This window comes from Hydrogenophaga sp., from assembly GCF_025699295.1.
In the GTDB taxonomy this organism is placed as follows: Bacteria; Pseudomonadota; Gammaproteobacteria; order Burkholderiales; family Burkholderiaceae_C; genus Hydrogenophaga.
On record NZ_JAILWB010000014.1, the window covers coordinates 1 to 12,294 of the forward strand.

General features: G+C 67.7%; 14 protein-coding genes. 8 read left to right on the forward strand and 6 right to left on the reverse strand.

Annotated features, from left to right (window positions below):
* On the reverse strand, positions 1-1,378 hold a 1,378-nt coding region (locus K5880_RS15610), incomplete at its 3' end, for an efflux RND transporter periplasmic adaptor subunit (RefSeq protein WP_297654225.1).
* Positions 1,379-1,512: 134 nt separating this feature from the next.
* On the opposite strand from K5880_RS15610, the gene K5880_RS15615 reads away from it, so the two are divergent.
* The 6 genes from K5880_RS15615 to K5880_RS15640 all read left to right on the forward strand — a co-directional run bounded on the left by K5880_RS15615 (position 1,513) and on the right by K5880_RS15640 (position 6,133).
* The gene (locus tag K5880_RS15615; protein WP_297654228.1) at positions 1,513-3,027 is read left to right on the forward strand and encodes an ATP-binding protein; all 1,515 of its coding nucleotides are present in this window, start codon (positions 1,513-1,515) and stop codon (positions 3,025-3,027) included.
* A complete protein-coding gene (locus K5880_RS15620; RefSeq protein ID WP_297654231.1) occupies positions 3,020-3,715 on the forward strand; it encodes a response regulator in 696 nt (231 codons plus the stop codon). Before K5880_RS15615 ends, K5880_RS15620 begins: the two co-directional genes overlap by 8 nt.
* A gap of 321 nt (positions 3,716-4,036) precedes the next feature.
* Positions 4,037-4,732: an energy transducer TonB gene (locus K5880_RS15625; RefSeq protein WP_297654234.1), complete on the forward strand. Its 696-nt coding sequence runs from the start codon at positions 4,037-4,039 to the stop codon at positions 4,730-4,732.
* Between the two features lie 26 nt (positions 4,733-4,758).
* Entirely contained in the window at positions 4,759-5,514 is a 756-nt protein-coding gene (locus K5880_RS15630; RefSeq protein ID WP_297654237.1) for a MotA/TolQ/ExbB proton channel family protein, read from the forward strand.
* 11 nt (positions 5,515-5,525) lie between these two features.
* Positions 5,526-5,936, forward strand: coding sequence for a biopolymer transporter ExbD (locus K5880_RS15635; RefSeq protein WP_297654240.1), 411 nt, complete (start codon positions 5,526-5,528; stop codon positions 5,934-5,936).
* Positions 5,933-6,133, forward strand: coding sequence for a hemin uptake protein HemP (locus K5880_RS15640; RefSeq protein WP_297654243.1), 201 nt, complete (start codon positions 5,933-5,935; stop codon positions 6,131-6,133). Before K5880_RS15635 ends, K5880_RS15640 begins: the two co-directional genes overlap by 4 nt.
* Positions 6,134-6,258: 125 nt before the next feature.
* On the opposite strand, the gene K5880_RS15645 is transcribed toward K5880_RS15640, so the two are convergent.
* On the reverse strand, positions 6,259-6,666 hold the full coding sequence (locus K5880_RS15645; RefSeq protein ID WP_297654246.1) for a heme-binding protein: 408 nt from the start codon (positions 6,664-6,666) through the stop codon (positions 6,259-6,261).
* 242 nt (positions 6,667-6,908) lie between these two features.
* On the opposite strand from K5880_RS15645, the gene K5880_RS15650 reads away from it, so the two are divergent.
* On the forward strand, positions 6,909-7,604 hold the full coding sequence (locus K5880_RS15650; RefSeq protein WP_297654249.1) for a Bax inhibitor-1 family protein: 696 nt from the start codon (positions 6,909-6,911) through the stop codon (positions 7,602-7,604).
* Positions 7,605-7,743: 139 nt separating this feature from the next.
* Positions 7,744-8,082, forward strand: a complete 339-nt coding sequence (locus K5880_RS15655) for a hypothetical protein (RefSeq protein ID WP_297654252.1) — start codon at positions 7,744-7,746, stop codon at positions 8,080-8,082.
* 6 nt (positions 8,083-8,088) lie between these two features.
* On the opposite strand, the gene rlmD is transcribed toward K5880_RS15655, so the two are convergent.
* From rlmD to K5880_RS15675, 4 genes are all read right to left on the reverse strand, one after another.
* Positions 8,089-9,591 (reverse strand): 23S rRNA (uracil(1939)-C(5))-methyltransferase RlmD, encoded by a 1,503-nt coding sequence (gene rlmD, locus K5880_RS15660; RefSeq protein ID WP_297654254.1) that lies wholly within the window; start codon positions 9,589-9,591, stop codon positions 8,089-8,091.
* A gap of 12 nt (positions 9,592-9,603) precedes the next feature.
* A complete protein-coding gene (locus K5880_RS15665) occupies positions 9,604-10,389 on the reverse strand; it encodes a 3'-5' exonuclease (protein WP_297654257.1) in 786 nt (261 codons plus the stop codon).
* Between the two features lie 96 nt (positions 10,390-10,485).
* Positions 10,486-11,292, reverse strand: a complete 807-nt coding sequence (locus tag K5880_RS15670; protein WP_366883112.1) for a peptidoglycan DD-metalloendopeptidase family protein — start codon at positions 11,290-11,292, stop codon at positions 10,486-10,488.
* Between the two features lie 187 nt (positions 11,293-11,479).
* Complete coding sequence (locus K5880_RS15675; protein ID WP_297654554.1) at positions 11,480-12,178, reverse strand: protein-L-isoaspartate(D-aspartate) O-methyltransferase; 699 nt, start codon at positions 12,176-12,178, stop codon at positions 11,480-11,482.
* Positions 12,179-12,294 lie beyond the last annotated feature (116 nt).

The window sequence follows — 12,294 nt, forward strand, 5'->3', positions numbered from 1 at the left end:
TGATGCCGATGGTGATCTCGCGTTCCTCGATCTGGCCGTCCTCGGTCGTCACCTTGACCCTGGCCTGGCGCGGTCCGCGCGGCACGCGGCCTTGCGCGGACGGCATACCGTTGCTGACCGCGGTCGAAACCTCCCCGCCGCCAGATGCCTGCGCCTGCTCGCGCTGCTTGCGGCGCTGTTCGCGCAAGCGCTGGCGCTCTTCCTCGCTCAGGTTCTGGAACGCCTCTCGGCTCATGCGCGGGCGCTCGCCGCTGACCTCAGGCGTGGCACCGGCCACCGGTTTGATTGCGGCTGGCGGCGCGGCGCCGGCGGGCTGCGGCGTGGACGGCGACGAAGGTGCCACGTCAGGTCCCCGCCCCCCGGCAGCGCCCCGTGCACCCTGCGTGCCACGCTGGATCGTCAGCGCCGACATCGGCACCACCAGCACGTCCCGGACCTCGGCCACCACGAAGAACACCTGCGCCGTCATGCTGGTCATGAGGCTGCGGTTGGTGTTGGGTACCTCGAACAGCGCGTTGTAGAGCACCACGTTGTTGGTCACCGTGGGCGTGGGCTCGATCTTCTTGAGCTCGCCGTACCAGCGCCTGCCCTGCCCGCCCAGCGTGGTGAAGTACACCGGCATGCCACCGCGCAGCTTGCTCACATCGGCTTCGGACACCTGGGTCTGCACCGTCATCACCGACAGGTCGGCGATGCGCATCAGCGTGGGCGCGGACTGGTTGGTGTTGAGCGTCTGGCCCTGGCGCGCGGTGATGCTGACCACAGTGCCCGACATGGGCGCGTAGATGCGGGTGAACTTGAGGTTGGCCTCTTCCACCCGCATGCTGGCCTGCAGCTGCTGCATAGACGCCTTGAGCGACTGGATCTGCACACGCGCGGTCTTCACCGCCGTCTCGGCGTTCTGCAGGGTTTCGACCGTGGTGGCTTCCTCGGCCATCAGGTTCTTCTGCCGCTGCAGGTCGCGTTCGGCCTTGGCCAGCGTGAGTTCGCGCTCGGCCATCTGGGCCTGCTGCGAGCGCAGCTGGGCGCGGCTGGCGTCCACGCGCGCCATCGAGGTTTCGGCGTCGATCTCGGCCAGCAGGTCGCCCTCTTTCACCTCGCTGCCCACTTCCACGTGGATCTTGCGCAACTGGCCCGACACCTGGGCACCCACGTCCACGTAGTCGCGTGGCTGCAGCGAGCCGGTGGCGCTGACCTGGTCCTCGATGTCGCCGCGCTGCACGGTGGCGGTGATGTAGGCGTTCTCGGTTCTGGCACCCGGTCCCCAGCGGTACCACGCGTACCCGCTGCCTCCCAGCACGGCCAGCCCCACCAGCAAGAGCACGGCCAGCCGCCAGGTGCTGCGGCGACGGACAACGGGGACTTTGACTTCGTTCATATCGCTTGTCTTGGTGACGGGCATGGACCCTGGATGAGGCTGGATACTGCCCGAGAAATATGGAAGGAATGAGCACGTACGAGATCGGCGCTTGCACAAAGTTTGAAAGATTTGGGTTTAGTCTCGGGCCCATCATGCGCAACGACCGCCCCGCATCGCCCTCCGCCGCCCGCGCCTGGTTCTCGCGCTTCGATACCCTGCGCGTCAAGCTGTTCCTGGCCATCGCGGGTGCCAACGTCGTGCTGGTCATGACCGCCTACCTGATCTACGGATGGAGTTTCGACAAAGGCCTGGTGGAGTACCTGAACCAGGCCGACGAGGCCCGGCTGCAGCCCCTGATCGTGCGGCTGGCCGAAGGCCACCGCCAGCATGGCAGCTGGGACTGGATCGCGCAGGACCACCAGCGCTGGCAGGACCTCTCGCGCGAGGTGCTGGGCACTGGCCGCATTCCCCGCCGCGCGGCGGAGCCGTCGGTGGCGGCGGGTGACCTGCCAGCCACCCCACCCGAACCACCCCCACAGGCCCGAACCGAAGCGCCGCGCGTACCGCCAGCCCTCACCATCGACCCGCGGCTGTTGCTGCTCGACCCAGCTCGGCAGGTGCTCATCGGCCCCACGCACCGGGTGGAACAGGCCGTGCTCAAGCCCATCCTGGTGGACAACACCCTCGCAGGCTACCTGGGTTACGTGCCGCGCCTGCAGATGGTGACTTCGCTGGAGCGGGTGTTCCTTGCGCAGCAGACGCGCACCTTCGCCGCCATCGCGCTGGGCATGCTGGCGGCGGTGCTGCTCAACGCGGCACTGATCGCGCGCTGGCTCTCGCGGCGGCTGCGCGTGCTGGGCGAAGGCACGGCCGCCATCGCCCAGGGCGATTACGGCGTGCGCCTGCCCGCCCAAGGCCACGACGAACTGGCCCAGCTCGCCCTGGCGTTCAACCACATGGCCACCTCGCTGCAGGCCGCGCAGCAAGCCCGCCGGCAGTGGATCGCCGACATCGCGCACGAGCTGCGCACGCCGCTGGCGACGCTGCGCGCCGAGATCGAAGCCCTGCAGGATGGCGTGCGCCGCCCCGACGCGGCCAACCTGGACTCGCTCGCGCAGGAGGTACACCGGCTCACGCGGCTGGTGGATGACTTGCGGCTGCTCTCGCTCTCCGACCTCGGCGCGCTGGACTACCGCCTGGCGCCGGTCGACCTGGGCCGCTTCGTGGACCACCACCTGGGCGACGCCGCTGGCCTGCCGGGCCAACGGCTGCAGTTGCGCAGCGAACTGGACGAAGGCGTGGAAATCCGCGCCGACGGCGACCGCCTGGACCAGGTGCTGTCCAACCTGCTGCAGAACACGCAGCGCTACAGCAGCGCGCCGGCCACGCTGCACGTGCAGGTGCGCCGCGAGGGCGCCGAGGCCCGGCTCACCTGGGAAGACACCGGGCCCGGTGTCCCCCCCGAGGCGTTGCACCGCCTGACAGAGCGCCTCTACCGGGTGGACGAATCCCGCGCCAGCGCCAGTGGCGGCTCGGGCCTGGGCCTGGCGATCGCGCGTGCCATCGTCGAAGGCCATGGCGGGCGCATGCGGGCGTCGGCCAGCGCGCTCGGTGGCCTGCGCTGGGATATCTGGCTGCCCCTGGACCCGGAGGCGGTGCATGGCTGAGCGCATCCTGATCGTCGAGGACGAGAACAAGATCGCCAGCGTGCTGCTGGATTACCTGGCGCAGTCGGGCTTTCGCACGCACCACCTCACGCGCGGCGACGAGGTGCAAGCCTGGCTGGAGCACAACCCGGTCGACCTCGTGCTGCTGGACCTGATGCTGCCGGGCAGGAGCGGGCTGGACGTCTGCAAAGCCCTGCGCGCCGGCGCGCCCGGACAACCGGCGCCGGCCATCATCATGGTGACCGCGCGGGTGGAGGAGATCGACCGCCTGCTTGGCCTGGAACTCGGTGCCGATGACTACATCTGCAAACCCTTCAGCCCGCGCGAGGTGGTGGCCCGCGTGAAGGCGGTGCTGCGCCGCGGCACGCATGCCGTTGTGCCGGTCGACGAAAACCCCGACGGCCTGAAACTGGACGACGCGGCCTGGCGCGCCACGCTCGCCGGACACGATCTGGGCCTGACCGCCGTGGAATATCAGTTGCTCAAGGTGCTCAGCGCGCGGCCCGGGCGCATCTTCTCGCGCGAACAGCTCATGGACGCCATGTACCAGGACGAGCGCATCGTCTCGGACCGCACGGTCGACAGCCACATCAAGAAGCTGCGGCGCAAGATCGACGAACATCTGCCCGATCAGGAGCTGATCCATTCTGTCTACGGGCTCGGCTACCGGTTCGACCCACCGTTGTAGCGCACCCCCCGCGGCGCCTCTGTCGGGACCGTCGATATGTGGCCTTTTTTCATGGGCATCATGAGAATGCGAAAGATTCTCGTTTAGAATGACTGCTCATTCCTGCCTCACGCTGCATCCGCCGCCCAAGCGAAAGGAGTCTCATGGTCACCGGTCTCGCCGTTCTCGGCTCCAGCCTCATGCTCATGCTGCTCGCCGCGTGGTGGATTTTTCGACACAGGTAGTTCATAACAAGGCCTGAACCCAGGCCCGCGATCCCGTTCCGCAGCGCTTACCCTCCCACTGACCATGCCTTCCGCCAGCGCCCGTCTCGCGCCTCCCATGACATCGCCATCCGGCCTGCAACCGCGTCGCCTCAACCGCCGCATTCTGGTGGTGGGTGCGGTGGTGGGTTTTCATGTGCTGGCCGTGTGGGCGCTGCAGACCGGTCTGCTGCGCCGTGCCGTGGAAATGGTGATTCCGGTCCAGGTGCTGGCCGAGATGATCGAGCCCGCGCAACCCCTGGTCACCCCGGAGCCACCCCCACCGGCACCGGTCGTGCAACCGCCCAGGCCCAAGCCGAGGCCCCAGCCCGCCGCGCGGCCCGAGCCGGTGCCCCAGCCCGTGCTGCAACCCGAACCCTCCCCGGTGGCCCCGGTCGTCGCGCCCCCCGAGCCCGCGCCACCCGTGGTCGTGAGCGCGCCCACGCCAGCGCCTGCGCCGCCCGCTCCGCCAGCGCCGCCGGCTCCCCCTCGCATCGAACTGCCTTCCAGCAGCGCGGACTACCTCAACAACCCGCGCCCGCCCTACCCGCCCCTGTCGAAACGCATGGGCGAGCAGGGCAAGGTCGTGGTGCGCGTGTTCATCGAAACCGATGGCACGGCCAGCAAGGCCGAGATCCGCACGTCCAGTGGCTACGACCGACTGGACCAGACCGCCCTGCAAACCGTGCTGCGCTGGCGCTACGTGCCCGGCAAACGCGCCGGGGTGGCCGAAGCCATGTGGTTCAACATCCCCATCAGTTTCGTTCTGGAATAAACCCTTTCCCTTGGAGTCAGAGAATCATGGATCCGCAAATCGCATCAACGGGCCTCGCCCACGTCTGGTCGCAGGGCGACTGGGTCATCCGCTCGGTGGCCGTGGTGCTGCTGGTGATGTCGCTCGCCACCTGGATCATCATCCTGTGGAAGGCACTCGACCAGCGCGCCCAGCGCGCCCAGGCCAAGGGCGTGGAAGGCTTCTGGCACAGCGCCGACTTCGCCGAAGGGCTGGACAAGCTGGGCTCATCCGTCGAGGGCAACCCGTTTCGCGCCGCGGCCCTGGAAGGCCGCGAGGCCACGCGCCACATCCTGCACAAGGACGGCCACAACGGCAGCCCGCCCCAGCGCCAGTTGCACGACAGCCTTGACGTGAGCGACTGGGTCGAGCGTTCGCTGCGCAAGAGCGTGGACGACTTCACTGCCCGCTCGCAAAGTGGTCTGTCCGTGCTGGCATCGGTGGCTTCCACCGCGCCGTTCGTGGGCCTGTTCGGCACGGTCTGGGGCATTTACCACGCCCTGCTGAGCATTGGCGCGGCGGGTCAGGTCAGCATCGACCGCGTCGCGGGTCCGATCGGCGAGGCGCTGATCATGACGGCCCTGGGCCTGCTGGTCGCCATTCCCGCCGTGCTGGGCTACAACGCCCTGGTGCGCGGCAACAAGGGCATCAGCCACCAGCTCAACCGCTTCGCGCACGACCTGCACGCCTACTTCGTCACTGGTGCCCGGGTGAGCTCCGGCGCCGCTGACGGCAAGGTGCTGCCAATGAAGAAAGCCTCCTGAGGAGTCGCGCCATGGCCATCGGAACCCAACAGGACGGCGACGAGGTGATGAGCGAGATCAACATGATCCCGTTCATCGACGTGATGCTGGTGCTGCTGATCATCTTCATCATCACGGTGCCGGTGATCAAGCACGCGGTCAACATCGAACTGCCGCAGGCCAGCATCGAGAAGGTGCAGGACAAGCCCGAAAACATCCGCCTGTCCGTGGATGCGGACGGGGTCTACTACTGGAACGACCAGCGCATCGAAGACGTCGACTTCGCGGCTCGCCTGGAAGCGGCCGCAGCCCAGGACCCTCAACCCGAACTTCACATCCGCGGCGACAAGGCGGTGCGTTACGAACGCGTGGCGCAGGCCATGGCCACCGCGCAGCGCAGCGGCGTGCGCAAGATCGGCTTCATCACCGAGCCCGCACCATGAACACCACGCCCACCCCTCGTCAGGCCCCCCTGGCAGGCGATGCGCCAGCACCCGCCACGCCCGAGCTCAACGGCCCGGTGCCGGTGCTGCCCAGCGCCGAGCTGCTGCGCGGCCAGAAGGCGGTGGCCATCGATCACAACGGATCGCTCTACCGGCTGCAGACCACGCGCCAGGGCAAGCTGATCCTCACCAAGTAAGGCATCCCGGCGCGTTGCAACAAATTTCCATCGTGGGGCGACCCGGGGATCACAGCTCCCCGCGCGTCGTTTTTGGCCAGCCAGGGGGCACCTTGCCCCGGTAGCCAGGCATTTTTTCCCGCGACTCAGAGTCCGATCGCCGCGATGCCGGCCCGAGCGATCTGCGCGTCTTCGGTGGATTTCACCCCGCTCACCCCCACCGCGCCAATGCACTGGCCGTCCTTCATGATCGGCACGCCTCCCTCGAGCATGCCGGCCAGCAGGGGGGCGCTCAGGAAGGAGGTGCGCCCCTGGTTGATCACGTCCTCGTAGATCTTGCTCTCGCGCCGGCCCATGGCGGCGGTATGGGCTTTGGCCGGTGCAATGTGCGACGAGATGGCGGCCGCGCCGTCCTGCCGTTGCAGCCACAACAGGTGTCCACCGTCGTCAACGATGGCGATCGTGACCGCCCAGTGATTCTTCAGCGCCTCGGCTTCGGCCGCGGCGGCGATGAGTTTGACGTCGGCGATTTCCAGAACTGCCTTGTTTTTCATGAACTTGGTCCCAATTGGTGGATCAGAGAAGGATTGCAGACCGGAGCTTAAACGCGTCGGCGCGCTGCGGGAACGATAACGCGTGCATTGGCGCCCCGCCAGTCACAAGTGCCCTGACCAAAAAGGCGCGTTCCGCACACGCCGGCCGCTGCAGCCCCCTACAATGCAATTTCGCCGGTTGCGCGTCATTCCGACGCGCAGCGACCGGCACCAGGCGTCAGATGATGAAGGAGATCACCACCATGACCGACCACGTACAGACCAGCGGGCGCTTCGGCACCGCCGTCTCTTCCGATGCACTGCGCAACAAAGTCATGCGCAACACCTACTGGCTGCTGGCCCTGTCCATGCTGCCGACGGTGCTGGGCGCCTGGATCGGCGTGCAGACCGGCATCACCGCCGGGTTGACCGGAGGCATGGGCCTGATCGTCTTCCTGGGCGGCGCCTTCGGCTTCATGTTCGCGATCGAGAAGACCAAGAACTCGGCCGCCGGCGTGCCCGTGCTGCTGGCGTTCACCTTCTTCATGGGCCTGATGCTCTCGCGCCTGCTGGCCGCGGTGCTGGGATTTTCCAACGGGTCGAGCCTGATCATGACCGCCTTCGGTGGTACCGCCGGTGTGTTCTTCATCATGGCCAACCTCTCGACCGTGATCAAGCGCGACCTCTCTGGCATGGGCAAGTGGCTCTTCGTGGGCGCCCTGGCCATCATGGTCGGCGCGATCATCAACGTGTTCGTGGGCAGCCCGGCGGGCATGGCCGTGATCGCCACCCTGGCCATCATGGTGTTCAGCCTCTACCTGCTGTACGACCTCAAACGCATCGTCGATGGCGGCGAGACCAACTACATCACCGCCACGCTGGGCCTGTACCTGAGCGTGTTCAACATCTTCCAGAGCCTGCTGATGCTGCTGGGCCTGTTCGGCGGCGAACGCGACTAAGCGGGCCCTCCCGCCGACGAGAAAGGACCTTCGGGTCCTTTTTCTTTGCCTGTTGCGGTGGTCGCGATCTTTTTTGTGGCACGGGGCGTCAAGTTCGGCCCCAAACCGCCGAAACAGGTGAGAACCGACCCGAACAGCCATGCGACACACCGCCCTGACCCTCTGCCTCGTGTCCGCCGCCAGCCTGCTGGCCGGGTGCGAAGCGCTGGGCATCGAAACGGCCACGCAGATCAATGCGAAGAAAGAAGCCGAGGGCAAGGCCATCGGCAGCGCCTGCCGCCATGCGGTGCGCAGCATCGAGGACTGCTTTGGCGCCTACCCGCGCGCGGGCAAGGCCGCCGTTTTCGCCGGCTGGCGCGAGATGGACCAGTACATGCGCGACAACGCCGTGGTCGGCATGCCCGCCGAGCCCGAGGCCGGCGCAGCGCCGGCGACCGCCGAAGGTGACAGGCCCGCAGGCGGGTCGCAGAAGTCCTGAGCCCGCTCAGGACCCCGCATCCCCACCCGCTTCTTCGACTGCCTGGGCCCCTGGCACGCGCGCCGGGTCCAGCTCGAACACCGCCATGCTTTCCACGTGCGCCGTGTGGGCGAACATGTTGACCACCCCCGCCGCCACGCAGCGGTACCCCGCCTGGTGCACCAGCAGGCCCGCGTCGCGCGCCAGCGTGGCCGGGTTGCAGCTCACGTAGACGATGCGCCGGGGTGGCTCCCAGGCCCCGCGCTGCGCGGGGTTCTGGTGCAGGTCGGCCAGCGCCTTGGCCAGCGCGAACGCGCCCTCGCGCGGAGGGTCGACCAGCCACTTGTGCGCCATGCCATCCCCCACGAGTTGCACCGGCGTCATCTCGAACAGGTTGCGCGCGGCAAAAGCCGTGGGCGCCAGTGCCCGGCCGAGACCGGCCTGGTTGCTCGCCAGGTTCTCGCGCGAGCGGGCCACCAGGGCCTCGCTGCCTTCGATACCCAGCACCTCGCCCGCCGTGGTGGCGATCGGCAGGGTGAAGTTGCCCAGGCCGCAGAACCAGTCGATCACCCGCTCGTGCGCCCGCGCATCGAGCAGGCGCAGCGCGCGCGCGACCAGGACGCGGTTGATGAAGGGATTGACCTGGGTGAAGTCGGTCGGCCTGAACGGCATGGTGATACCGAACTCGGGCAAGGCGTACGACAGCGCCGGCCCCCCCTCATCCAGCAACTTCACCGTGTCCGGCCCCTTGGCCTGCAGCCACCATTGCACGCCGTGCTGGGCACCGAAGGCGCGCAGGCGCGCCAGGTCATCGTCGCTCAAGGGTTCGAGGTGGCGCAGCACGAGCGCGGTCACATCGTCACCGCAGGCCAGCTCGATCTGCGGACAGGTCTCGCGCGCGTCCATCTCGAAAATCATCGTGCGCAGAGGCAGCAGCATCGCGCTCACATGGGCGGGGAGCACCGGGCAGATGCGCATGTCGGCCACGTAGCGGCTCTTGCGTTCGTGGAAACCGATCAGCACTTCGCCCTTCTTGTGCACGTAGCGCACCGACAGGCGGGCGCGGTAGCGGTAGCCCCAGGCCGGGCCCTCGATCGGGCGCAACAGGGTTTCGGCCCTGACCTTGCCCAGGTGCCAGAGGTTGTCTTCCAGCACGCGCTGCTTGACCGCTACCTGGGCGGCCTCGTGCAGGTGCTGCATCTTGCAGCCGCCACAGGCCCCCGCGTGCAGGCCGAAGTGCGGGCAGCCCGGCCGCACGCGCTGGGAGGACTCGCGGTGCACCGCCGTCACGGTGCCGGCCTCCCAGTTGTTCTTTTTGCGGTGCACGTTCACGCTGACCTGCTCGAACGGCAGCGCGCCTTCGATGAACACGACCTTGCCATCAGGCCGGTGGGCGATGCCCTGGGCATCGATGTCCATGGACTCCACCGCCAGCCAGCCATCGGGCAAGGCATGCGCGGCATCTGTGTCGGGCGCGGGAGCGCTGGCTGTGGTGAGAAGGCTGTTTTCGTGGGTGGATGACGCGGTCATCCTGCGATTGTCTCAGGCCCAGGCCTTGAGATATTCGTCCCAGTGCGATTCGGTCGGCGCCAGGTTGCCCAGCGTCTCCTTGACCATCGCAATCTCCTGCCCGTACTCGGCCTCGGTGAAGCCGCCGCGCATCTTCTGGAAGCGGCAGTAGACGAGATAGGTGTTCATCACGTCCGTCTCGCAGTAGCGGCGGATGTCGTCCGTCTGCCCCGCGAGGTACTGCGCATACACCTGCGAACCGTCCATCCCCAGCTTGCCGGGAAAGCCGCAGAGCCTGGCCATGGCGTCCAGCGGCGCATTGTTCTTCGGGGAATACATGGCCAGCAGGTCCATCAGATCCAGGTGGCGCATGTGGTAGCGGCCGATGTAGTTGTTCCACCTGAACTCGCGGTCGTCCTCGCCCATGTCCCAGTACTTGCTGGCCTCCACGCCATGGCGCAGGCCGCGGTAGTGCAGCACCGGCAGATCGAAGCCCCCGCCGTTCCAGCTCACCAGCTGGGGCGTGTGTTTTTCGACCGCGTGAAAGAAGGTCTGCACCACCTTGCCTTCGCTGTGTCCATCGCGGTCCACGAAGGAATGGATGCGCAGGCCCTCGGCGTTGCGGAACACACAGCTGATGACGAGCACGCGCTGCAGGTGCAGCGGCATGAAATCGCTCTGGCCTTTTTCCTGGCGCTCGGCCAGCCAGGCTGCGTAGACCTGCTCGTCCGTGTGATCGGCGGGGGTGCCATGCAGGGCGCGCAGGCCTTCGACGTCGGGGATGGACTCGATGTCGAAGACAAGGACCGGCCAGGACATGGGGGTCGAGTGTTCGGAGCGGGACCGTGAATCTGGAGCCAGGGAGTGAAGCGGAGCGTCAGCACTCAACGCCAAACGCCCGACGCTCAGCGGACATCAGCGCCTGGGCAGATGACCGATCGGATCGACCGGCTTGCCCAGCCGGCGCACTTCGAAGTGCAGTTTCACGCGATCGGTATCGCTGCTGCCCATCTCGGCGATCTTCTGCCCCTGGCGCACGGCCTGGTCCTCGCGGACCAGAAGCGCCTGGTTGTGGGCGTACGCGGTGAGGTAGGTGTTGTTGTGCTTGAGGATGATCAGGTTGCCGTAACCGCGCAGGCCCGCGCCGGCGTAGACCACACGGCCATCGGCCGCGGCCACCACCGGGTCACCGACCTTGCCGGCGATCGACACGCCCTTGTTGTTGGCTTCATCAAAAGGCGTGATCACCGCACCCTGTGCAGGCCACACGAACGTGAGCTCATCGGCCCCCACGGGCGCGGGTGGCGCGGCGGGAGGCACGGTGGGTGAGTTGGATGCCGCTGGTGGCGGACTGCTCTCGGTCAGGGGACGCGCCACGACACCCGAACTGGCCACCGGACTGGTCGAGGGACCGGTGGGTGCCGCGGGCGCAGCGGCGGCAGTCCCGCTGGTGGGGGGCAGCACGCGCAACACCTGCCCCACTTCCAGAGCGTTCGGGTTGGGCAGGTTGTTCCAGGCCTGTACGTCGCGCCAGTTCTGACCACTCTCCAGAGCGATGCGGAACAAGGTGTCGCCGGGCTTGACGGTGTAGTAGCCGGCCTTGCCGGCATTTTCCGCCCCGGGCAGGGGCGGCAAGTCGGCCGGGCGCGCCACGGCACCACCGCGGTCCTCCACCGGGGCCGGGCCCGCCACGCGGGTGGTGGAACAACCAGCCGTGACCATCAGCACCGCCAGCACCGACATGACCACCCCGCCGTGCCACGTTGGCCGCTCCGGCGTGCGGGACACCTCCGCGCAATGGAAAACACGTTCGTTCATGAAAACTCCCACGAAAGGCTGGAAACCCTGGCGGCCGTTGCAGCCAGGGCTCCGAAATAGACACGCTGCGCCGTGCTGGACGGCCACAACGTCATGCGACACCCGATTTTAGAGGCACAAAGAGCACGGCCTCCAGCTCGGTACGGACGACGCCGCCCGCGGTCTTGTCGATCACCACGAGGTTCTGGCGCCCGGCGACCGTCACCGCCGGGGCCACCAGACGACCACCGACGGCGAGTTGATCGATCCAGGCCGCCGGAATGTCGTTGCCCCCGGCCGCTGCGATGATGCCGGCATACGGCGCGCCCCTGGCATAGCCGGGCATGCCGTCACCAAACAGCAGGTGCAGGTTGGGCAGGCGGAACCAGCGAAGGTTCTCGCGCGATTTCTCGTGCAGGCCCTTGAGCCGTTCGATGCTGTAGACCTCGCGCGCCAGATGACTCAGCAAGGCGGCCTGGTAACCGCAGCCGGTTCCGATTTCCAGCACGCGGCCGAGCTTCTCGGTGCGTCCCTGGCACAGCAGTTCGAGCATGCGTGCCACGACCCCGGGCTTGGAGATGGTCTGCCCGAGACCGATCGGCAGGCTGGTGTCCTCATAGGCCTGGTTGACCAGCGCCGTGTCGACGAAGCGATGGCGTTCCACCGCCTGCAGGGCGGCCAGAACGCCCGGGTGTGTCACGCCCTGCCCCTGGATCTTGCGCACCATCGCGGCGCGCACCGCCTGCGACTCCATGCCGACACCCGTCGGCATCGGCGGAGGTCGTGACCCTCGCGGCGCGGCCTTGGGCAACGGAGCGTGCGCCGGCGTGGGCGTGCTCCGCGCTGCGACACGCGCGACCGGCTGGGCTGGGCCGCGCGCCGCGGGAGTGGGCACCGAGCCCGGCAACCGGGCGGGAAATCCGGGCC

Bases quoted from the DNA above. Each gene is read 5' to 3' on its own strand.
- K5880_RS15665 (WP_297654257.1), bottom strand. From the start codon at position 10,389: ATGTCCTGGCCGGTCCTTGTCTTCGACATCGAGTCCATCCCCGACGTC.
- K5880_RS15650 (WP_297654249.1), top strand. From the start codon at position 6,909: ATGACCGACCACGTACAGACCAGCGGGCGCTTCGGCACCGCCGTCTCT.
- K5880_RS15615 (WP_297654228.1), top strand. From the start codon at position 1,513: ATGCGCAACGACCGCCCCGCATCGCCCTCCGCCGCCCGCGCCTGGTTC.
- K5880_RS15645 (WP_297654246.1), bottom strand. From the start codon at position 6,666: ATGAAAAACAAGGCAGTTCTGGAAATCGCCGACGTCAAACTCATCGCC.
- K5880_RS15625 (WP_297654234.1), top strand. From the start codon at position 4,037: ATGACATCGCCATCCGGCCTGCAACCGCGTCGCCTCAACCGCCGCATT.
- rlmD (WP_297654254.1), bottom strand. From the start codon at position 9,591: ATGACCGCGTCATCCACCCACGAAAACAGCCTTCTCACCACAGCCAGC.
- K5880_RS15655 (WP_297654252.1), top strand. From the start codon at position 7,744: ATGCGACACACCGCCCTGACCCTCTGCCTCGTGTCCGCCGCCAGCCTG.
- K5880_RS15630 (WP_297654237.1), top strand. From the start codon at position 4,759: ATGGATCCGCAAATCGCATCAACGGGCCTCGCCCACGTCTGGTCGCAG.
- K5880_RS15635 (WP_297654240.1), top strand. From the start codon at position 5,526: ATGGCCATCGGAACCCAACAGGACGGCGACGAGGTGATGAGCGAGATC.
- K5880_RS15620 (WP_297654231.1), top strand. From the start codon at position 3,020: ATGGCTGAGCGCATCCTGATCGTCGAGGACGAGAACAAGATCGCCAGC.
- K5880_RS15670 (WP_366883112.1), bottom strand. From the start codon at position 11,292: ATGGTCACGGCTGGTTGTTCCACCACCCGCGTGGCGGGCCCGGCCCCG.
- K5880_RS15640 (WP_297654243.1), top strand. From the start codon at position 5,933: ATGAACACCACGCCCACCCCTCGTCAGGCCCCCCTGGCAGGCGATGCG.